Below are 23162 nucleotides of genomic sequence, written 5' to 3' on the forward strand. Positions count from 1 at the left end.
TACACACTATGTTGAAAAAACTATACATATTTAGTGTGTTACTCTTATTGGGTTCAAGCATCGCGTTTGCACAATGTGACAATGATGTAAGTACTGATCCTGAAAGCCCAACAAATAATGCACTTCCGAAAGATTTGGAACATCCAGATGGAGACGAAAGATATCTCAATGGATTTAACTGGTTTCCGCTTACTGGTGGCGGCGGACTTGAAGATTACGATTTAACAAACATGTTTTGGTCAGGAATTCCATTACCAGAAATGGACAATATTTGGTCCAACTCAATTCCGCACTACAATTATATTAATAACTCGCCTAGACCACTTCCAAAAAATGGTTGGGAATTGCTACTCGTTAACATTGGTCGTTTTCCAAATAATGTAGACATAGCCGATAGCAATGAAACGTTTCAGGCCTTGCCATATATTGTTATTTACAACAAATATTCAGGCGTTATCAGGCTATTTGCCAATTTTGGCTTGGACGATGATGCTTCTTCTGGCGCAGATGCCATTGAAGTTGTTATGAGTTTTGTACTGAATGATGATAATTCTGGCGCAACAGGATTGGGAAGATTATATAGCGGAAAAGATCTTCCGTTAGATAAAGAATCAAAAGTAACGGTAATGAAATCATTAGCGAAAGCTACCAATGCGCAACGTCAGTGGTTTTCTGCTGATTTCCAAATTGCGTATGATCCATGTACATGTTATCATCCATCAAAAATACAAATCCATTTTAATGAAATAAGAACAGAAAATATAGAATTACACGGACGAGCAATTTCTGTAGAAGCAGATGGAGATGATTTAATTAACGACGCCTTACAAATTGATCCGATGAGTTTTTTATCTGGATTTGATTATACTGGAAACGACGAAGAAAAAGGCGGAATCTTAATTTATAAAGGGTTGCAAAAACTTGTAGAAGATTATGAATCTCGTTATGAAAAATACAAAACAGATTTGGCTGCTGCCGGAAAACAAAATGAAATTGTAGAGCATAATTTAGGAGCATTAAAAACACTCAAGTATGCACTAACTGCTGTCATTACGTATGGAATTAGCGGAACCGCTATTGATACAGGTCCAATTGAAGCTACAGAATGGTTTACCAAAATGAAAGAAAAATATGGTTCATTCATCAAAAAATCAGGTAAACTTGACATTGATAACTTGTTGAAAATTGCAAAAAAAGTATTGGGTTCTGATGCAAAAACATACATTGAACAAAACTTTGAAAAAGTACCATTACCTAGCGAACCAGACGCAAGTAGATTGCCAAGTGTCACCTTTACGGAAATGAATTTTCAAGGATTAATTTCTGCTACTATTGAAAAAGCGGGACCTACATTTTACACGCCTGGAACCTACGGAACAGAAGCTACAAAAGTGCTAAATTTAGATACTCCGGAACCTTTAGATAAAAGAGATCCTATTTTAGAAACCATGTATGAATATCCTGTATATAACGAAGTTTTGGGAACCTTTGCTTTATTAAATTCTCCCAAAATGACCATTACCAGACGCTATGCGCCCGATACTGCTTTTGAAGATGACTTTTTCATAGTAAATTCTGGTGGTGCATTACAAGATGTATCCTATAAATCATGGACAACAGAATATCAATTTAAAGTCAATAACACACTTGCCTATTCGTTAAATAAAGCTGTAGATATTGAAGATTATACTATAAGAGCTGCGATTCGATTTAAAGCAAAAACCGATTATATTGATGTCAATGGACAAGAATTCAACACCTTTATTGATCCACATTACACTACCAATATACATGCAAATCCGTACAATAAAAATCATAAAGTTGGGGAATATGCAGATATCGATGTATTTGTTAACAAAACCATTGCTTACGATGTAACTACCTATGATCCGTGGAGAAGTTACACAGGAACACCTTATACCAATACTATTGAAGATGGTTGGGGAGCTTCTACATCCTTTACGCCTCATGCGTACACAGACGAAGATGGCGGTGCTGCTTCAATAGACATTCACTATTTCGAAAACTTTGATGGTTCGTTTCAAACACCATTCATGCCATTAGATGCACTTGGAACTTTTAAAGCAGGAATTGGTTTAAAGCAAGAATTTTTCTCTGCGGATGGAGAATATTTAAGCGAAACAACACAAGGTGTAGGACTTGAGTTTTATGATATTGAATTGATCTTAATTGTAGATATTAAATATGAAACGCTTAATGATAAAGGACAACAAAATACAAGTACGCAAATATTGACCTATGATATTAATAATGTCGATTTACCTGTTGAAAATTACACGTATGAACATATTGATCCAACATTGCATACAGGTTTGGATATTGGTGTTACTCCTGAAAATGTTGGCTTGGATGATATCGTTTTTGATGGAAGTCCAGTAGAACGTTTTTCATTGATAGACAATGTATATACCTGTCGCGCATGGAATGATATTTACATCAACGGAAATTTGACTGTTATTGGGGATTATATTGTGCATATTATTGCAGGAAATGAGATTGTTACCAATCCAGAATCGGTTACGTCTCCAGAAGTTATTTGGCGTATTGAGTCACCTTTTGATGTTTCCAATCCGATGCAATTGGCAGATACAACTTTCTTAACCGATTTCTGTAACAGCAATTACAAAGCAAATCAAAGAGATCCTTCTATTGTAGGAAGGCAAGCAACTCAAGAAGTTGGTTTGCTTACGTTGCCAGAAGAAGAAATTGTAACCGATGAAATTCGCTTGTATCCAAACCCTGCAAATACAGATGTAAATGTATTTATTGGAAAGGAAAAATTAATCGGAAAAGTAGCAATTCAAGTATATGATATGGCTGGAAAAAGCTATGATTTAACTACCAATCAGCAAAGCGGTATGTTGTATAATATCAACATTGAAAGCCTAGCTTCTGGAATTTACTTTATAAAAGTATATGACGAAAGTACACTTTTAAAAACCTTAAAGTTGGTTAAAAAATAAGTACTCAAACCCAATTTTTTAAAAGCCGAAGCGAGCCAGAAATGGTTCGCTTTTTTTCTAAAGGTTTACAACCAACGCCAGCGCGAGTTTCTAACTCGTGCCCACAAACAAGCTAAAAACATTCGTGAATTCGTGGTAAAAAAAGCTATTTGAATACTTTAAATCATTCAATCAAATTAATCATTATTATCAAAGTACTTCTCGATACAACGAATCACAGATTCGCCACTCGAAGTGACGTTTTTAGTTTTAATACACATATTCCTCCAGAAGCTGACTGCCGCTTCACTTTGTTCCTTGTAGTGATGTATAGAAGATGAATTGCTGAATATTTTTAAGACTAATGTCAAATCGAGCGCAGTCGAGATTGCTAAGATTTATATAATCTAAGTGTTCTCGACTGCGCTCGAACTGACAAACAGAATATTTTTAGAATTTTATTTGAAGTGTCGTATAAAAGTTTCTATTATTAGACGGAATAATTCCAGGACCAGGATACCCTGTTGCGCGTCGTGTAAAATATTCGTTGTCTAGCACATTGTTGATTCCTGTTTCGAGTTTGAAATTCTTGTACGTGTATGAAAACGAAATGTCTAAAATATCATAGGCAGGAATTTCACCAATGACACCGCTTAAGTTACTTTCTACAGCGTTTGAAGCATCTGTGAATTGCTGTGAAATATACGTATACTGAATGTTTGATAAGAAATTTTTGTAACCGAAACGAATTCCTGTTTTTAAGTTGACGTTTGGCACGAATTCCACATTGTTCCCTTCTACTCCATTTTCATCAGTTTTGGTATATTCTGAATTCGTAATTGCAGCATTGATGAAGTAATTGAAACTGTAATCGTTGTTTTTGATGAAGACTTCATTCAGATTAAAATCTAATAAACCTTCAAAACCATACATGACCGCGTCACCAATATTTCCACGTTCACTTTTTACACTTCCGTCTGAGAAAGCACGTTGTACAAATCCAATTCTGTCATTATAAAACAATCCGAAAGCGCCAATATCATAGGAAAGAAAGTTTTTGTAGTTTCCTCTCAATCCGAAATCGATCGTCATTCCTTTTTCGTCGTCAATAGTTGGACTAATTGCAAAAGCAGGATTGATGATACTGATATCTGTAAACGTTACCGAACGGTAATTTTGTGATACATTTCCATAGATTTCCAACGCGTCCGATGGTTTGTAACTTGCGCCCAATCCGAAAAGCACAAACGAACGTTCACGCACTTCACTATTGTCAACCGTTTCGTTTAAAATAACGTTTCCAGCACCATCTAGATTGATTCGTTTGAAAAATCCGTCGCTTTCAGTTTTGATATGCTCAAATCGGAAACCTGGTGTGATTGATAGTTTATCATTCACATAAAAAATATTCTCCCCAAAAACCGCCATATTTAAATTCGGATACTCATACGCCGATTGATTTTGATAGTTTGGAAAATCTGTAGTTTGAAATTCAAAGTTCGGGTCACTTCCTGTTGAACCTGGACCTTGCGCACTAGTATTGTCTGCTTTATAAAATTTTGAACCGATTAAGAATGTAGATTTCTTCCCAAATACTTCATACTTACTCAACAAACGTGCTTCAAACCCAAAATTATTAAAGTCACCTTTTATCAAATCGCGTTCGCCTCCTGGATCAACCTGATTCACTCTGTTTGTTCTAAAACCTAACGCATTTCGCGAAGCATTCAAACCAAACGCATTGAATGTAAAGTTGGTGTCTTCAGAGAATTTATGTGCAAATTTTATATTGTACAATAACCAATCAATCTGAAACCAATTTCGCGCTCTATTACTTTGAAACGGGTTTTCTGCAAACATATCATCTGTCAATCCACCAGCTTGTTTTGCCAAATAACGTAAGTATGTTACTTCTGCTTCTAACTTTGTACGGTCATTGAATTGATAACCAATATGAGCATACGCATTTTTTGATTCAAATTCTGAGTTCGGACGAAATCCGTCACCCTTTTTGTAATTAAAAAATCCATAGTAACTGAATTTATCAACCGTTCCGCTTACACTCGTAAAGTTGGTGTATAAATTGTTGCTTCCAATGGTGTTTCTAGTAAAAAACTCAAACGGTTTTGCTTGATTCGGTTTTTTCATCACAAAGTTCACCAAACCACCAAATTGCGTTCCGTATTGCAAAGAAGCTGCACCACGAATGATTTGAATTTCTTGTAAACCTTCTGCCGCAGGCGAATAGTAACTTTCAGGGTATCCTAACACATCTGCACTAATATCATAACCGTTTTGACGTGTGTTAAAGTTTGCCGTTCTATTTGGATCTAATCCGCGTCCACCAATATTTAATTGCAATCCTGCATCATCATTTTGATAGATATTTAAACCAACAACTTGACTGTATATTTGACGTGCATTGTTGGATGCCAAGTTTGCCATTGATTGTTCTACCAACACAACTTCGGTCTTTTTCCCTGCGTAAATTGCGGTTTCTTCTACATCTTTTAATCGCTTTAACGCGAATATTTTTGTTTTTCTAACATTCAGTTCTACTTCAGAAAGTTGCTCTCCCAAAGACTTCAAAGCAACATTCAACACAATTTCTTTATCTACCACAAACTGCTTTTCCAACACTTCATATTCATACGAGAAAAAGATAACTGTTAGCTTTTTTTCTTCTGTCGTAAATTCATAATAACCAGTTGCATTGGTCGTTGCCAATTTTCCTGAACCTTGATCATAAATATCAACATTTGCAATTGGCTTGTTTGTGTCAGCCGAAGTTACCCTTCCAGAAATTTTTTGTTGTGCAGCTAGGGAAATACTGAACAAACAAAGTATACTAAGTATGCTAAAATCCTTTAAGTTCATTAGTTCGTTTTTATTCTTTAAATGGTAAAATCCAGTTTTTGTTTCTGAATGATTCTTTTTGCTGATATAAATCAACTGTTTTGTCTATATATGGTTGGCTTAATCGTCCGTTGAGTGAGACATAACTGTCTACATACACTTCTACATTTTTGTGTCCTTGACTCGTAAAATGATCGCCTAAATAATGTGCATATTCAAGAATGAAATCGGGTTGAAAACTCATTTGTTTTTCTTGAAATTCTGTCAAAAAATCAAGATTATTTACATAAAAAAAGTTTCCTGTTTTTCCATCTACTATTTTAAAGGTTGAAATCCCCGCTTTTTCCATCAACATTACGCGCCAAGAAAAGCGATAACCTTGTTCTGTCCAGAATAAATTTCCTGGATATAATACATATCGAAACGGGAATAAAATTTGAATCGCGAAGAAAGCAACAATCACAGGAATGATGATTTTTTTGTAACGGATGTGATATTCCGGAAATGTTTCAACCATTCTTGTATTGACATTCATAAACTTGCCAATGCTTCTTTTGATAAACGAAATAATTTTCTGGTGAAAACCAGCATCAAAGAATATTAGTGTTCCCATAATCATCACAAAAGGAAACATTCCAATAGGGAATAATACTCTTGTAAATACATGGAAAAAAACGACTAATATAAAGGCAAATATGCGTGTTCTTTTGTATAATAATAAGAATGGAATGAATAAATCGTATAGCATTCCTGACCAACTCATGGCGTAGTGAAACCAATCTTGCTGCATGAGTGTTTTTCCAATAAGTGGTATATCGAATTTAGATGGTAACCAAATTTTTAATGGTTGTGCTGTAAATAGCCAATCGGAGTTTATTTTTGCTAAACCTGCGTAGAAATAGACAATTCCCAATAATAATTTAACGACATCAATCGTCCATTTAGGAATGCTTTCAAAGCTTCTTTTTCTCCAAAGATTGTCTATGGAAAATGTAGCGTTCGCCGGAAGGAAAATCATCAGAAAACTCAAAATACTTATAAAATAGTAGTGATTGAGATAGCTTGTTTTGTCCATCAATTCGATATACGTAAAACTCAGAAAGAACGTGATAATTGCCAGTCTATACTTGAGTCCTAAGGTAACAAAAAAGGCAGATAATCCGCAGATAATAAAGATGAGGTATGTATAATTTCCTAATGGTTTTACCCATTCAAAACCGTAATATGAGAAGTGGAATTTGGGTTCAAGATAGATACTTTCAATCCAGCCATGTGCCCAAAAACGAATGATTCCGTAGAACATCATCAATCCGAAACCTATACGAAAAACTGCCAATGGCGCCGCGTTGGTTTGCTGTTGCATGTATGTTTTAAATCGATTCACTCGATAATCGAGATTTAGATGCTTCAACGGTTTGTGTCGAAACACTTTTAATTGTTTCTTCTAAATAAATACTTCGAAAAATTTCTTCAAAGTCGTTAACTTTCGCACAAAAAAAGGTTGCCTACTTACGACAACCCTTGTATTACGAGTAATTTAGGTATTTAGTCGCCGTCTGCATCATTATAATCTACAGCAACGTTGAACGCTTGAAGCATGTCAACTTTTAGTAAAACGACAGCGGCTTGTAGCGCATCATACGCTTCTGTCATTTTTGTATTATCTGTATTTATTTGTGTTGCAAAGTTTGCGTTTAATTCTTGAATTTTTCCACGAGCAGTATTCAACTGATTGATAATGAGTGTAGCTAAATCAGCTCTATCTAACGAGATTAAATAAGTTTTAAAACTTTCTCCACTGGCGCTTCCGCCAAATTGAGTTCCGTTAAAAATGTTTTGCACAGCAGTTAACGCTTCCAAAGCCAGTTCTTTAGATACTTCTTGATTGTAATATGCTTCTACTCTATCTGGTAACGGAGTTGCAGAGAAGTTTCCTGCTGGAATTCCAATTTTATTTGCTCTCAATCCTTTTTCATAGTAGAAAATAAAATCGTTAATGAATTTGTTAGATGCGCTTGTTGCCGTGTTTGCTGTACTTGCAATAAATGTATCTCTGTATGTAGCTGTCCAATCGTTTAACACAGATTGTGTCAATGTTTTCATTTGATTTACTAAATCGGAAAGGTATGCTTTGTACTTATCACCATCTGTAGTAGCTGTGTATTTTGCAAGTATGGAAGCATCTGTATCTCCAAGTCCGTATAACATATAATCCAAAGCTGGAAAACCAACAGCGTCATTATTATTAGTATGTGTTAAGTCGTAAGTTCCGCTTGCAATGTTATTTTCTACATCTGTAGTATTTACAGGATAGGTGTTCATTTGGAAATAATACAGCGTTTGTTCTGCTTCTCCAATATTGAAAGCTTCTACATGTTGCCATGATTTGTATGCCGTTAACCAAGCTGAACGAAGTGCTTCAAGATTTGCAAGGTTTGTTGTGATAAAGAAGTTGTTTTTCGCAGTAACAAATGCTTCTAGGTTTGTGTTTAACGCTTCATATGAAGGAATTACAATATTGTCAGCGATATTGCGCAACATTGTACCTCTGTCAAATGCAGTTTCATTTCCACCACCATTTGAATCTGATGAATCGTCACTTGAACTACAAGCTGCAATAAATAAGGCTACTACTACTATTGATAAAAACTTCTTCATTTTTTCTTATTTCTATTTATTCTAAATAAACATGGCAAAAATAAAAAAGTAGCAAACGTTATCCTAATACATTTGCTACTTTTTTATTTTATACTATTTCTATTTTAAAATTACCCACTAAAACTTGTTCTTTTTCGCTTATCCTTCAAAATAAAATTTAACCGTAGCTTAGGCTATGCTTGCTTTTTCCTTTTTGTCTAATCAAAAAATAACGGTGTTTTATACACGCAATTTTAAAGCAGAAATAGTATTAATTCTAAATAATTTTTCTTAGCTACCAGCCTGAGTAGTAGTAAAGTTGAATTCCGCTGATATTGTATCAGAAATTTCGTCTAAGATTGCAGGTGTTAGATCCCAAAATCCGTTTCCTGTCAATAACTGATCGATAAATCCATCAACTTGAGTTTTTGTGAAATATGGTTGGTTTGTTCCTGGCTTACGCGTGAATTGTAAACTGTAGATAAATCCGAATCCTTCCGATAAATCGTGAAATGCACTTGCATTGTCCGTTCCTAAGTTATTTTTCCCTTGTTGTAAGTAGTAAACTGCTCTTACTCCAATTACTGTAGATATTTTTTCTCTAATAATATTTGCCTGCGCATCACGAACTGTGTAGTTTTTAGCAACAATTGCAGCTCTACCTAATTTGAATGCTTCGTATACCTCTGAAGCTATTCCTGCAAAGTCAGCATCATTTTCTACTCTTGAAAGGTATTTGTTTAAAAAACTATCTTCATTTAAAATTGGTGCTGTTGCATTGTCAGTTCCGTAAAGATACCCGAATGCTTCATCCCATTTATGCTCCATTGTTGTATAGTCTTTTCCTTCTTCAACAGTTCCAGCATCATTATTTGCTCTGTTTTCTCCAGCATCTAAAACTGATGTACTTAGATAGTTATTCAACATTTGATCTGCCATCAATGCACCAATCAATCCTTTATTCACTGCTTGATTGTATTCTAAACCTTTTCCACTGATGTAACGTGTAGCACCTCCACCAGCTTCTTGTAATTGCCCTGCATTACCAGCAGTTGCATTGTTAGCCCAAGCAGGAAATACTTCCGATACTTGTGCAGCAATCCATGAATCGAAATCAGCTTTAATTGCGTTTGCATCCGTTGTGTTTGCTGAAAAATAATCTGATGAAGCAGCAGTTTTGCTACGAATACTTTTGTTAGAAGCATTTAAATCTGCATCGCTAAAGTCATTGTTTCCTTCTGCATGTGCAAACATTCCATCAAGTTGAGCTTCTGTTTTTGAATTGTCTTTTAAAGCAGTAATAAACTCTTCTCCCATTTGAATTCTCGTAGTTTGTCCGCTATAACTTACTGTAGAATTTCCATTTCTACTAAATGCATACGTTGCAGGTGCAATTACTTCGTTAGTATCTGTTGGATTTCCTCCATCATCATCGCTAGAACATGAAGTAAATACAAAAGTTGAAAGTGTCAATAAACCGACTATTATTTTTTTCATTATAGTTGTTTTAAATGGTATTATTTTTTGTTTTGGCAAATATATTATGGGATTTTGAATTTACAAAGTTTATTTAGACTTAATCTTAATTAAATTAAAAACAAGAACACAAACAACTGACTTACAACATATTTTAAAATTAAAATCTAGCAAAATAAATTTCAATTCATTGAAATTAGCATATTAAACGGATCATTTATAACACTTTTCGGTGTCTTTTATAGAAAAGAAAATGGTTTTTGTAACCGAATCATTTCTGAATCGTCTTAACGATATAACTATTCATCAATCAAAAAAATAATATCAATGAAAAATTACATTTTAGCTATTCTCTTTTTGGGAATGTTTATGGTATCAAATTCTGCTGTATCTCAAGAATCAGAAATGGGAAGTCCTGAAAGTTTAGAAGATAAGATTCTTGCGCTGGATGCTCAGTTTTGGAAAGCATATAACACTTGTGCCGTCTCCGATTTTAAACAGTTTTTAACCGACGATTTAGAGTTTTATCATGATAAAGGCGGATTGACAAAAACTGCTGACAAATTAGTTGGGGCGGTTAAAGACAATCTTTGCGCTGACTCAAATACCAAATTACGGAGAGAAGCTATAAAAGGAACTGTAAAAGTGTATCCACTACAGAATTATGGCGCCATTATTACAGGTGAACATCTTTTTTATTTGACAGAAAACGGAGCTAAAGAAAGGTTAGTTGAATCTGCTAAGTTCACACATGTTTGGCAAAACGAAAATGGAAAATGGCGTATGTCACGCGTGTTGAGTTACGATCATCAAAAGGCTTCAAAAAACTCAAATAAACTGAGTATTCAATTGTCAATGTCGTCCATGAAATCTTTAGCAGGAACATACAAAGCTCCAAATACAGGAACTATCACTATTTCTATAGAAAATAACACTTTGCGTATGAAAGCTGGAAAAATGAAATCAGAATTGTTTGCGCAATCTGAAACTTCACTGTTTATGAAAGAAGCACCATTACGCTTTAAGTTTGAAAAAGATGCTAATGGAAAGGTTGTGAAGTTTACTGTTTTTGAGAATGGGAAGGCTGTGGAGGAGGCTTTGCGAGTGGAGTAGTTTTTATTTTAGTTACATATTAAGGTCCCTGCAATTTTTATAATTGCAGGGACCTTTTTCATACTTACCATATTCTCAACATAAAAAGCTTTTAATTATTTTATTGATTAAAAATTAACATTTTTTTTACAAATTACGGATTTCCGTAAGTTTTATCCTAAAATAATCAATATACTTGATGCTGAATATTTAAAACATATTCTTACAAGAAGATATCTTAGCTAATTTTCAAATTGTAGACACCTATGACCAAAAATACTTTTCCCTGTACATTTCGTTACATCCTTTTTTTATTTACTGTATCACTTTTTTCACTTTTATACTCTTGTGGTTCGAGTCCTGAAGACACCCTTGTAAATAAAGTAAAAAAAGGGTTAAGAGAAGATAATACGATCGATGAAAAAGAATGGAATGATATTTCAACTTACATAAGTGACAATAAAGATAGTTTCAAACAATTATATTCTGATACAGATAATATTATAAGTGATGATAAGTTGGAAAATTACATTTTAACTATAGCATCTAAACGAAGAGACAATGAATCTCCTAAAATTATAAAACCAAAGAAAGCTAGTACTGTTGATAAAAAAACTCATGTGAAAGTTTTTATTGAAAACTCAGCAAGCATGGATGGTTATGTCACTAATACTACAGAATTTGAAGCTGCAATCTCAGAGCTTTTAGTACAAATAAAATATCATTATGATAGTGAAGCCTTTGATGTAAGTTTTATTAATGAAGAAATTCATCCTTCAAAAGTTGATGAAATAGAAAAATTTGTAGAAGCATTAGAACCTAATAGATTGCCATATGAAGTAGGTGTTAGAACATCTAGTAAATTAAATGAAATATTGAAAATGGTTTTAGAAAATACTTCAAAAGATAATATTTCCATTTTTGTTTCTGATTGCATCTATTCTCTTTCAAAGAAAGGGGACACAAAAGGAGCGTTAGCTTTTGAAAAAAGTTTAACTAAATCAGCATTTGCCCAAAAAACAAAAGAATTTGATTTCTCAACTCTTATCTTAAAAATGCATTCAAATTTTGAAGGCACTTATTATGATTATGAAAATGTTAGGACAAATTTATCTAAAAAACAAAGACCATATTACATCTGGATTATAGGATCTGATAATCAGATGTTTAACTTCTTAGATAGAATAAACCTAGATCAATTAAAAGGTTTCGATAACTTTTATTTAGCAACTAACCTTGAGAAAAATAAAAATCCTTTCTTTTCAATTTTAAGAGAAACTAACAAGATAGGAACATTTAAACAAATAGATAGATCCTCTAGAATTATTAAAGATATTGAAAATGTGAAATTAAGAGATGGAAAATTTCAATTTACGGTTGCTGTTGATTTAAAGGATATAAATGTAAGTAGTACTACTTTATTCAATAAAGAAAATTATAAAATATCAGATGGTTTTATTATTAATAATATACAACGAATAACTCCAACATCAGTTCATAAACGTGACTATCCAAATATAAATAAAACCCCTGCTACACACATATTTACCATAGAACTAAAACCTGAATATGGAATTAGTAATTTAGAGTTATCTCTTAATAAATCACTTCCTAATTGGGTCTCCAACAGTAGTAGCTCTGATGATAAAAATATCATGTCACAATTAGATAAAACGTTTGGACTAAACTACATCATGGAAGGTGTTGAAGAAGCATACCTCTTACAGGACAGTGATAATACTACTCACTTTACAATCAATATAGAAATCAAAAAATAAACATAATGGAATTAAACGACATTTTTTCAAAAGTTTTTGAATTACTTGGTAGATCAGGAACCTTTTCAGAAGACTTATTTCAGGAAGGTCTATATACTTCTTTGGGAATAATTAATCTTTTAATAAGCTTAGTAATAGTCTTATCTTATTACTTTTTTATTAATAAGCCCAATTATAACTCTATTAAACATTGGTTTTTCTTCCTTATTGGGAACTTTGCCCTTTGCTTAGTTATAGGTTATTTATACCCTAAAAGTGTCTTCACAGGATTAGATTTAGAATATCAATTTATTGAATATTTAGTATTTGCATTAAAAAGCGGATTAATTGCAACTTTCATGTTTATCATTTGGTCATATATTTTCAAATGGTTCAAGTCACATTGTCAAGGAACTCCAAAATTATTCGGGAAATTTTAATTAATAAAAATAAAGCAATATGGCTAAATTATATGTATTCGGCATAGGTGGTACAGGAGGAAGAGTTTTAAAATCATTAACAATGCTTCTTGCAACAGGTGTACAAACTAAATTTGATATTGTACCTATCATTATTGATCCAGATGGGGCTGGAGGTGATTTAAATAGAACTTCGAAAATACTAAGAGAGTATCAACAAATTTATGACGCTATTGACAATTACGAACATTGTGATTTCTTTAAGAATAAAATAACTACGCTTGGAGATATTGCAAAAGATCAAAGTCGTGGTGGGAAAATTTTTGATGGTTTCCAATTTGAATTAAACGGTATTCAAAATGATAAGTTTAAAGACTTTATTGGATATAATACTCTAAATACTAACAACATGGCGCTCACAGAATTGCTTTTTTCTGAGAAAAACTTGAATGCCGATTTAGAAGTTGGATTTAAAGGAAATCCTAATATCGGTAGTGTAGTATTAAATCAATTCACTAAATCTGAATTTTATCAAACTTTTGCAACTAACTTTCAATCCGAAGATCGAATATTCATAGTAAGCTCTATTTTCGGTGGAACAGGCGCAGCTGGTTTTCCCTTACTTCTAAAAAATATACGAAAAGGAAAAATTGATAATGCTAACTATGAAACCTTAAAAAATGCAAAGATTGGAGCTATCACAGTTCAACCTTATTTCACATTAGGTAAAAATGATGAGTCAGAAATTGACAGTCATAACTTTATTACAAAAACAAAAGCAGCTTTAAATTACTATGCTACTAGTATCACTGGAAATAATTCAATAAATACAATGTATTACATAGGAGACACAGCAAAAACAGAATATGAAAATATAGAAGGTGGTGCTTCTCAGAAAAATAAAGCCCATTTTGTAGAACTAGCATCTGCTCTGTCAATAATAGACTTTGCTAATATTGAAGATTTTGAATTAGAGGTAAGTAATGGTTCAGCTCTTCATCCTAAATATAAAGAATTTGGCATTAAAGATTGTCAAACAATTTCTTTTGAGGAATTATATACTGAAACTGAAAAACTAATTAAAAAAAGTTTGACAAAGTATTTTTACTTCAACCTTTTTGATAAAGAAAAAATTATTAAAAACCTAAAAGATCCATTTGCAAGAGAGCATGAACCTTCAATTGATGAAAACTTTTTTACGCAACCTTTCTATAAGGTGCTTGCAGATTTTAACAAATCGTTCAGAATATGGTTGGCAGAATTAAAAGATAATGATATTTCTTTTGCTCCTTTTGCTATAAACCCTACTAAAGATAATCAGTATAACATCATTGATTTCAGTGTAGGCTCTGACAATATTTTTACACTATTAAACAATATCCCCGAACGTAAAAGTGGGTTTGGTTTTTTAAAGAAAAAAAATTACGAGTTGTATAGAGCACATTTAAATGATAGTGCTGCAGAAATAAAAGATGCTCCTGATACAAACAAACGTTTTATCGGAATATTTTCAAGAGCTACAGAATCATTAATTGATACAAAATTATTTTAGTTATGTCTACAAAACAATTCAATTTATTAAACGAAAATAAAGAGGCTATTACAGATTGGGAATCAATTAATGAACATTATGGTCCAAGCAGGACTGAAAAAATTGAAAACCCAGATGGAGATCAATCAGTTGTTGCTCCTACTTCTATCCCTAGTCCATTTGCTAGAATTGATTTGATCCGTTCTGCATTTAATTATGTAACTAAAAAAAATCAACTAGAAGGAAATACCATCTATCATCAACTTGTTTCAAATTGTTTGGATGTTGCTGAATTATTTTTCAATATTGATAAACTAAGAGACAATATAACCTTAAAACAATGGGATAAAGATAGAGACTTAGACGAGCTTTTAAACTCTAATAATCCTAAACACAAATTATATGGAGAAACGCTACAGTTATATCTAGAGCAAGATGGATATTCAAACAATTTTCATGATATTCAACGTTTACATTTCATTTATTATAAAAATAAAATTGTTGGTGGTACTTCTCCTACTACATTGTTTTTCACTTCTGCAAATGATTTAAGTTTTGCAAATATTGAGCATGGGAATGATATCTTTTTTGACGATAAATTAGTCCCTCTACATAAAAGAGAAGGTGCTTTTCAAAAATATTTACAAACATTATTTAGAGCAAATCCTATATTAACTGAGAAAATGAAGGATTTCGCTGAATATCTCAAACAAAGTTACGATCAATTGAATGATGGTAATTTGCGAAATGAAATAGCTAATATCAGAAATGGTGATATTAATAAACTACAAGAAGATTTAAATAGAAACTATGATAAATTAGATACAGGAATAGATGATGATAATATCGAAATAATAAAAGTATATCTAAAAAAGAGAAAAATTGCAGACCGAAAAGAAACAATTTCTAAAAAAAGTGAGTTTATTATAGCTACAACAAAACCTATTCCCGAAGGTAAATTTCCTCCGTTAGTTTTACAAAATGGTTTCTCTACTCCTTTAATATATACTGACGAGAGTGTATTATGGGATCGTCATTGGAAAATACCATACATAGATGAAAAAGAAATACAAGAAAGAACATTGCCAGGTCAATTAGATAAATATCCCTACTTAACAGTTAGTGATTTTTTAGAACCTTATGTAATGCAAATACCATATTCTTTAAATGATGATAAATATTTTAATGGTAATGTAAAATATGAATCCGGAGACGAAAATAATTCATATCTGATACCTATTAGTAAAACTTTCTTTGAATACTTTACTACTGAAGACCTGCAAAAATCGCTTCATGATGGTTCGCCAATGTTTGAAATGAAAGTATATGCCAATTCCTTGGAAGTTAAGCTTAGAGTTCCTATTAAAGGTAATAACAATACAAGATATGTGACTTTTGTTAGAACTTATCAAAACGAAGGCATCATTAGAAATAGCCCAGATTTGGAGCAAAATAAAGGAAGCATCATGGAAAATAAAGTTTCATTGGTGGTACATCCTTTTATAAAAACTCAAAAAAGCACCGCTCATTACAGAGTAATGTTACTGGACAAAGATCGGGGAGATACACTTCATTATCATTACGATCTTAAATTTTACACAAATGAAAATTCTAAAAAACATATAGCTTTTGATGCTAAAAAAAGGTCAAAAAAATATGATGATGTAATTGAAACTACATTTTATGTTTTAGAAGACAATTTTGAATATATAGTCTTAGAACAAAACCAAGCTAATGGAATTATTATTCCAAAATTTAAAAATGAAACTGGAACTAAAAGATTGAAATTTGCCGTCGATTTTGGGACTACCAATACACATATTGAATATAAAATAGAAGACGATGGACCATATCCATTTGAGATTAATCCCGAAGACATACAATATGAAAAATTACATACTAGTTTTAAGAATAATAAAACCGTTGAAGAAACGATTGTAGATGAGCTTGATAATATTGATGAATATATTCGTCACGAACTTATTCCTGAAAACACTGGCGCTCAATATGAGTTTAAATTTCCATTAAGAACCGTTACTGGTGAAAGCGAAAGTTTAGATTACAGGGCAACTCCACATGCGATGGCAGATATTAATATTCCTTTTGATTATGAAAAGTATGCTAGTAAACGTAATACCTCTATAACCACCAATCTAAAATGGTCAGATTTTAACAAAGGAGAAAGTAACAATAAAGCAAGAGTAGTCTGCTTTTTAGAAAAAATAGCTTTATTAATAAGGGCAAAAGTTCTTACAAATAATGGCTCATTAGCAAAAACTGAAATCACATGGTTTTATCCTTCAAGTATGGATATTGGAAAGCGTGAAATATTAGGTGAAACTTGGAATACTATTGCTAAGAAATATATTGGTATCGATAAAGTAATCAGCATTTCAGAATCCATAGCGCCATTCTATTTCTATAAAAATCATAGAAATGTTTCAGATGCGTATAAACCTGTTGTTTCTATTGACATTGGTGGAGGAACTAGTGATATTGTTGTTTTCAAAAAAGGAGAACCTGTTCTGTCATCTTCTGCTATGTACGCTGCTAATAGTATTTTTGGAGATGGCTATGGTTCCAAACCTATAAATAATGGATTTGTACAAAAATACCAACATCAATTTGACAATTTAATTGTAAGTAATGAGCTTGGAGAAATTAGTAGAGCTGTTAAGCAAATCAACAAAAAAGGTAAATCTGAGGATATTATTGCGCTTTATTTTTCACTAGCCAATAATCCAACTGTTGTTAAAAAGAGAATTCCTCTATTACTCGAAAAATCATTATCTGAAGATGAAGAGCTCAAAATTGTATTTCTAACATTTTTTAGCTCTATCATTTATCATATTGCTAAACTCATGAAACATAATAATTTGGAGTATCCTGAAGAAATTTTATTTAGTGGTACTGGCTCTAAAGTTATTTTCATTACTAGCGGCACAAGAAATTTGAACAAGCTTCATAAATTAACAACATTAATTTTTAGTAAAGTTTATAATAAAAAAATCACAAGAGAGATAGAACTAAAAATTGAAGAAAATCCAAAGGAAGTAACTTGTAAAGGAGGATTAGAACTTGAGAATAATAATATTAGTGATTTCGAAGATATTAGAAGTGTTTTAATTGGTGATCTTGATAACTCTATATCTTCTCTAACAAATACTATAAATAATATGGCTGCCGAAGACCAAGAATCAGAGGCAAATACCAATGGTGAAAAATTAGGAAATAATAGTAATAAGTCTACCAAGGAAAAGACTGACGATAAAAACGCTATTAAAAAGAATATTACATATAACACACTTAGTAATGATAAAACACTAATTGCAAGTATTGAAAAAGAACATGAAGAATTTGTGAAGATGTTATTCTCATTACATGAGCAATTGAATTTCAAAAACTACTTTGGTATCAATCCAACTCATTTTGATATGTATAAAGATACCTTAATACGAGATATTAGAAAATATCTCAGTGAAGGGATTTCAAGAAAAAAAGCTTCTCTATATGGAGACACAGGTATCAACATTGAAGAAACACTATTCTTTTATCCACTTGTGGGCTCTCTTAACAATCTAGCACACAAAATTGTTGCGAATTCTAAAGCGTAAAGAGTATGACTTCAAAAATACTTAATACATTAAATAAAATCGGTGATGAACTAAGCAATCTCATTGAAGAAATTGAAAAATCAGAAAATGGCTCATCTGTAACTAATAATGATAAGGAAAGTAATTCTGAAAATATAAATTTAGTTCAATTACAAGAAAAAATAAAAATGTTAAATGAGCAACTAACTTCACACAAAAATGAAAGCACTTTAAGGTTCAATGAGTATGAAAAAAGGACAAATGATATCGCAAATGATGTGTATTATATTAGTGAGGATATTGAAAAATTAATACATGGTGACAAATCAGAAAGCTTGTTAAATGAAACCCAGACACTAAAAAGTCAAAAAACTAATCATACCGCAGATAATAACAAATCAAAACCAAACAGAACAAGTATTGATCTGACTGGAAAAAAAGTAATGTATGGTTCTAAGCCAAATTCAGAAGGTGCCTTTATAAGCAGTTCTATGTCAGAAACTGATAAAAAAGGTAAATATTACAAATTCTTCTTAACAGATGAAGACAACGCCTATTTTGAATTTTTAAATTTTGGAGATAATGTTTTAAACGCTACTGATTCTCCTGAGAAATTTATTGAGCCTGCATGTAATTCATTAGAAGAGTTGGATCAACGTGCCAAAAAAATTATTACTGAAAACCATGGTATCGTAAATAAAAAAGGGGAACTGTGGTTTATTATAGAGAAAGCAGATATTAGATATGAATAATAACTACATGAATATTTTTACTGTTGTAGAGCTTGTGGTAATTATTTCAATTATCATCATACAAACTGTGCGTGCTTTAAAAGCTGCTAAAAAGATCAAACAGTTAAAAATGATTGTACCAAAGCAAGGGCTTTTTCAAATAAGAAAGTTCAATATTTCTGCAGAATATTTGCAAAAAAAATCTCCTACGTCCATATTAATTGAATTAAATTCTTACGCTTCAAAATCAACGGATGAAAATGTCAAAGAAAATATCATAAGTCTTGTACAAATAAAAGGCAATGTATCTCCTGTTTTTAATAAAATTCTTATTGCCATCAATGTATATCTTTTAAGAAACAAAGGAGCTACTACTGATTTTAATCTTATTAAAGATATTACAGAACGTAATATTGACATGGAAGAAGAAGAGATCAACCAAACCATCACAACACCTTTGTATTTAGGGTTGATGGGAACGATTCTAGGGATCATTTTTGGACTTATTAACTTTATTTTAGCTTCTTATAACGGAAATGATTTTGAGATTCAAGGTTTTTTAATTGGCGTTTCAATTGCGATGTTAGCAAGTGTCTATGGATTATTTTGGACAGTTATAAATTCAAATTTCAGGTATAAAAATGCAAGCCGTATTGTAGAAGATGGTAAAAATGATTTTTACACATTTATTCAAACAGAATTACTTCCTGTATTGAGCTTAAGTGAATCATCTGGCTTTTATGCTTTCAATGCAAACTTGATGAAATTTAACGAAGACTTCACCATAAATATTGATCGCCTTTCTGGTCTACTCCACAAAAATTACGATGCTATTCAAATGCAAGATCAAATTTTAAATAACCTTGAAAAAATTGACATCACAGCGTTTGCAAAAGCTAATGTTACTATTTTAGAAAAGTTAAGAGAAACAACAAAAGACTTATCAAAATTTAATGAATATGTTGAAGTCATGAATTCTTCATTGGCTGGTACTACTAAATTATCTGGTTACTTTATGTCTCTCTTAGAAAAAACAGACAATTTTAAAGGACTTGCTAAAAAATTAGATGAACGTACTGAGCAAAGTAACTTATTACTACAATTTTTAAAAGAACATTTTGATGTTTTAGAAAATAAAGGTGTAGTCATTACGGACGCTGTGAAAAATGTAGATGATGTTTTAGTAAAATCATTAGTAGCACTTCGCGATCATACAGCTACTAAAATCCAAGCCATTAAAGAAATTACAGTACGCGAAGAAGATTTGATGGAAAAAACCTTTGAAGAAAACAGAGGGCAATTGGCAAACTTGTCTTTATTAAATGATTTAACGCAACATTCCATAGAGCTAAAGAAAGAGATGTCTTCCAAATTGCAACGTAATGAGAATGTGCTGGAAGCTATTTTGGGGGAAATTAAAATCAATAATCATCTCCAAAATAAACAAAAGAAAACATCTTGGGTAAAACGATTAAAAATTTGGTGGACAGGAGACAATGTTTAAGAAAATTACAAATATAGCATTATATAAATCCTTTGTGATTTTAAGAATAATACTTAGAGAAGTATTTCCTAAAATAATAGCAAAAATACTTATATTATCTTTAGCTTTAATAACATTTATTTTTGGTATACACACTGACATTTTTTCAAGTTATGATAAATATAGTAATCATAGTGAATTACAATATAACTGGTTTAATATTGAAGATATCTTAAATTTCCCAAAAGAGCAATTCGCTATTAATTATAAAAAATCTTACCCTATAACAAATATTTCATTAAATGATGAAGAGAGAATTAAAAAGAAAAGTAGAAAATTCACTATTATTTTAGATAAGACTGGGTCGCTTGTTCCTGATGAAATAGAAAAAGAATATCAAGATCGAATCAAAAAAGAACTTAATAAAAATTTAAAGAAAAAATCTAAAGAACTAAGTAGTGTTGAAAGCTTAGATTTGAATATTGAAGACTTATTTTTATTAACCTCTCTTTATAGAGTTTCTCAAGATTTCTCAAGTTATGAAAAAACTCAAGTTCAAATAATTATTTATGAAGGATATGGGGAGAAAATTAAAAATGATAAAAAAACCATAACAAATGATAAATTAGTTGTAAATATAGAATTCAGTGATAAAAATAAATATTCAAATAAGAACATTTTAGATACTGCCTATAAGGACATATTATATTCATTAGAGAATATAGACAAAGATTTAGTTAATTCAAGAGATACTAATTTTTATGATTTTATAAAAGAGCTAAATGACAAACAGTATATTAACGATGGTGATTTTGATCATTCTAGTTTAATTTTTTTAAGCGATTTTTATCATGAAGTACCTAATTCTGAAGAAATTTTTTATCAAATCGGAAACGAGTTAGAAAAACTTAAAAGATATTATAATCAAGTAAATTTAATTTCCTTTAGAAATTCAAATCAAGCCTCATTGAAAATTTCTCGAAAAATAAAAGACTTATTCAGAGATAATTTTAATGATATTTATTTTTATGAATTTGAAAAGTATTTAAAAGAAAACATTCCAAGTGAAGATCAAATCAATCATATGTTTAGTTCTACAATTGATCATAAGAAACCTATTACCCTTTATCATTCTTATGATAGTATAAGTTATAAACATGATTATATTGGTGGTATTTCTTTTCAAGATACTATAAAGGGTGACTATTTAATGATTGGTTATGGAAATAGATTAAAACCCAAGATCTTTGTAAGTAAATATAATTATTTGAAACTAAAAAATCGAAGAGATAACTTTGAATGTAAACTCTACCCTTTTAGTGTTACAAAGATCAATTCTAGAGAAATTTATAATGTTTCTTTATTTACAGATGATTATGACAATAAAAACTCTTTCCTGGAGATACACTATCCTAATACAACTAATATAATACGAAAACCAATCATTTTAAAACCCATACTACCAATAACGGCTTGTGTTTACTTAATATTACTCTACTTTATCAGTTCCATCTCGATTATACTTGTTCCGATATATTGTCTTTTTTCATTAAAAAAATATAATAAAATCTCTAATAAAAGAGATTTTTGGACTCCAATTATAATTCTATCTTTTTTAACCATATATTTCATTTATTATTTATCCAGTAGTATTGAAAATTTTTATTTGATTTATCAGACTGAAATAGGCAATATTCATTATCTCATAATCCCTTTTATACTTTTCATCTTATTTTTATTCTTGTACTCATTAAGAAAGTCATTAGATAAATTTAATAAAAAAATAACAAGAAAGAATCAAAACTCTATTAGATGAAAAAATCCAATAAAAACCTCTTTTGGGTCAGTTTTGCAGATTTAATGACAAGTCTCTTTTTTGTCGTATTGGTTTTGTATGTAGTGACGTATGTACTTCTTAGAAAAGAACAGAAAGAATTAGAGGCGAAAAATGAAAATTATTTTGAAATTTCTAAAGAGCTAGAGAAAAAAAATGAAGAATACATCGCTTTAACCGACACTTTAGAGAATGAAAAAGAAAAACTCCGAGTTGAGTTAGAAAAATTGAATCAAGTACTAAAATTGGAACAACAGTTTAAGCCACTGCAAGAAGACAAAGACTTTATTTATCTTTCAGAATGTAAAAAATATATCTCAAGAGAATTAAGTAATCTTGAAATATTTGAGGAAAATAAAGCTACTATAAAGTACCAATACAGAAATGCTACTATAGAAGTCGGAAGAAAATTAGAAAACCTCTTAAAAACACTAAATTCAGCAAATAAAAAATTTTCCTACCTTGTTATTATTGAAGGGAATACTGCTAATACTTTAGATCAAACGTATAATAAAGATGCAAATCATGGATATAAAAAGAGTTTTGAAAGAGCTTTAGCTGTATATAAACTATGGAAACAATACTCAATTGACCTTAGGGATTACAATGCAGAAGTATTATTATGCGGAAGCGGATTTAACGGTCTCTGTAGAGACGAAAATGAAGAAAATAATAAACGCTTTTCTATTCAAATCATTCCTAAAATTGAGTATTCAGCGACTCATAATTAAAACCAAAAAATCCACAACTTCTCAGCTATGGATTGTTTTATATATTTTTCAAGTAAACT

At 31.3% G+C, this 23162-nt stretch carries 14 protein-coding genes; 10 read left to right on the forward strand and 4 right to left on the reverse strand.

Annotation, left to right across the window (positions count from 1 at the left end):
- Positions 1–8: 8 nt before the first annotated feature.
- Positions 9–2984, forward strand: a complete 2976-nt coding sequence (locus ACRBBL_RS19225) for a T9SS type A sorting domain-containing protein (RefSeq protein WP_431370708.1) — start codon at positions 9–11, stop codon at positions 2982–2984.
- Positions 2985–3413: 429 nt separating this feature from the next.
- On the opposite strand, the gene ACRBBL_RS19230 is transcribed toward ACRBBL_RS19225, so the two are convergent.
- The 4 genes from ACRBBL_RS19230 to ACRBBL_RS19245 form a co-directional block, all read right to left on the reverse strand.
- Positions 3414–5840 (reverse strand): TonB-dependent receptor domain-containing protein, encoded by a 2427-nt coding sequence (locus ACRBBL_RS19230; protein WP_431370709.1) that lies wholly within the window; start codon positions 5838–5840, stop codon positions 3414–3416.
- A gap of 10 nt (positions 5841–5850) precedes the next feature.
- On the reverse strand, positions 5851–7182 hold the full coding sequence (locus ACRBBL_RS19235; protein WP_431370797.1) for an HTTM domain-containing protein: 1332 nt from the start codon (positions 7180–7182) through the stop codon (positions 5851–5853).
- Between the two features lie 182 nt (positions 7183–7364).
- Positions 7365–8477, reverse strand: a complete 1113-nt coding sequence (locus ACRBBL_RS19240; protein WP_431370710.1) for an imelysin family protein — start codon at positions 8475–8477, stop codon at positions 7365–7367.
- Between the two features lie 270 nt (positions 8478–8747).
- On the reverse strand, positions 8748–9953 hold the full coding sequence (locus ACRBBL_RS19245; RefSeq protein WP_431370711.1) for a DUF4856 domain-containing protein: 1206 nt from the start codon (positions 9951–9953) through the stop codon (positions 8748–8750).
- Positions 9954–10259: 306 nt separating this feature from the next.
- Here ACRBBL_RS19245 and ACRBBL_RS19250 point away from each other — a divergent pair, with 306 nt between their 5' ends.
- The 9 genes from ACRBBL_RS19250 (at position 10260) to ACRBBL_RS19290 (ending at position 23103) form a co-directional block, all read left to right on the forward strand.
- A complete protein-coding gene (locus tag ACRBBL_RS19250; RefSeq protein WP_431370712.1) occupies positions 10260–11045 on the forward strand; it encodes a DUF4440 domain-containing protein in 786 nt (261 codons plus the stop codon).
- A 245-nt stretch (positions 11046–11290) separates the two neighbouring features.
- A complete protein-coding gene (locus ACRBBL_RS19255; protein ID WP_431370713.1) occupies positions 11291–12802 on the forward strand; it encodes a hypothetical protein in 1512 nt (503 codons plus the stop codon).
- Positions 12803–12807: 5 nt separating this feature from the next.
- On the forward strand, positions 12808–13221 hold the full coding sequence (locus ACRBBL_RS19260) for a hypothetical protein (protein WP_431370714.1): 414 nt from the start codon (positions 12808–12810) through the stop codon (positions 13219–13221).
- A gap of 19 nt (positions 13222–13240) precedes the next feature.
- Entirely contained in the window at positions 13241–14752 is a 1512-nt protein-coding gene (locus ACRBBL_RS19265) for a hypothetical protein (protein WP_431370715.1), read from the forward strand.
- Between the two features lie 2 nt (positions 14753–14754).
- Entirely contained in the window at positions 14755–18345 is a 3591-nt protein-coding gene (locus tag ACRBBL_RS19270) for a hypothetical protein (protein ID WP_431370716.1), read from the forward strand.
- Positions 18346–18350: 5 nt separating this feature from the next.
- Positions 18351–19076, forward strand: a complete 726-nt coding sequence (locus ACRBBL_RS19275; protein ID WP_431370717.1) for a hypothetical protein — start codon at positions 18351–18353, stop codon at positions 19074–19076.
- 7 nt (positions 19077–19083) lie between these two features.
- Positions 19084–20559 carry a hypothetical protein gene (locus tag ACRBBL_RS19280; RefSeq protein ID WP_431370718.1) on the forward strand — a complete coding sequence of 492 codons (1476 nt, stop codon included), beginning with the start codon at positions 19084–19086 and terminating at the stop codon, positions 20557–20559.
- Positions 20552–22354: a hypothetical protein gene (locus tag ACRBBL_RS19285; protein WP_431370719.1), complete on the forward strand. Its 1803-nt coding sequence runs from the start codon at positions 20552–20554 to the stop codon at positions 22352–22354. The genes ACRBBL_RS19280 and ACRBBL_RS19285 overlap by 8 nt, the downstream gene beginning before the upstream one ends.
- The gene (locus ACRBBL_RS19290; RefSeq protein ID WP_431370720.1) at positions 22351–23103 is read left to right on the forward strand and encodes a hypothetical protein; all 753 of its coding nucleotides are present in this window, start codon (positions 22351–22353) and stop codon (positions 23101–23103) included. The genes ACRBBL_RS19285 and ACRBBL_RS19290 overlap by 4 nt, the downstream gene beginning before the upstream one ends.
- The last annotated feature ends 59 nt before the right edge of the window (positions 23104–23162 follow it).

The sequence above is a fragment of the Kordia sp. genome (assembly GCF_050633145.1).
Lineage (GTDB): Bacteria > Bacteroidota > Bacteroidia > Flavobacteriales > Flavobacteriaceae > Kordia.

What these genes read in the sequence shown, in the direction of transcription:
- ACRBBL_RS19225 (WP_431370708.1), top strand. Translation starts at nt 9, where the DNA reads ATGTTGAAAAAACTATACATATTTAGTGTGTTACTCTTATTGGGTTCA.
- ACRBBL_RS19230 (WP_431370709.1), bottom strand. Translation starts at nt 5,840, where the DNA reads ATGAACTTAAAGGATTTTAGCATACTTAGTATACTTTGTTTGTTCAGT.
- ACRBBL_RS19235 (WP_431370797.1), bottom strand. Translation starts at nt 7,182, where the DNA reads ATGCAACAGCAAACCAACGCGGCGCCATTGGCAGTTTTTCGTATAGGT.
- ACRBBL_RS19240 (WP_431370710.1), bottom strand. Translation starts at nt 8,477, where the DNA reads ATGAAGAAGTTTTTATCAATAGTAGTAGTAGCCTTATTTATTGCAGCT.
- ACRBBL_RS19245 (WP_431370711.1), bottom strand. Translation starts at nt 9,953, where the DNA reads ATGAAAAAAATAATAGTCGGTTTATTGACACTTTCAACTTTTGTATTT.
- ACRBBL_RS19250 (WP_431370712.1), top strand. Translation starts at nt 10,260, where the DNA reads ATGAAAAATTACATTTTAGCTATTCTCTTTTTGGGAATGTTTATGGTA.
- ACRBBL_RS19255 (WP_431370713.1), top strand. Translation starts at nt 11,291, where the DNA reads ATGACCAAAAATACTTTTCCCTGTACATTTCGTTACATCCTTTTTTTA.
- ACRBBL_RS19260 (WP_431370714.1), top strand. Translation starts at nt 12,808, where the DNA reads ATGGAATTAAACGACATTTTTTCAAAAGTTTTTGAATTACTTGGTAGA.
- ACRBBL_RS19265 (WP_431370715.1), top strand. Translation starts at nt 13,241, where the DNA reads ATGGCTAAATTATATGTATTCGGCATAGGTGGTACAGGAGGAAGAGTT.
- ACRBBL_RS19270 (WP_431370716.1), top strand. Translation starts at nt 14,755, where the DNA reads ATGTCTACAAAACAATTCAATTTATTAAACGAAAATAAAGAGGCTATT.
- ACRBBL_RS19275 (WP_431370717.1), top strand. Translation starts at nt 18,351, where the DNA reads ATGACTTCAAAAATACTTAATACATTAAATAAAATCGGTGATGAACTA.
- ACRBBL_RS19280 (WP_431370718.1), top strand. Translation starts at nt 19,084, where the DNA reads ATGAATATTTTTACTGTTGTAGAGCTTGTGGTAATTATTTCAATTATC.
- ACRBBL_RS19285 (WP_431370719.1), top strand. Translation starts at nt 20,552, where the DNA reads ATGTTTAAGAAAATTACAAATATAGCATTATATAAATCCTTTGTGATT.
- ACRBBL_RS19290 (WP_431370720.1), top strand. Translation starts at nt 22,351, where the DNA reads ATGAAAAAATCCAATAAAAACCTCTTTTGGGTCAGTTTTGCAGATTTA.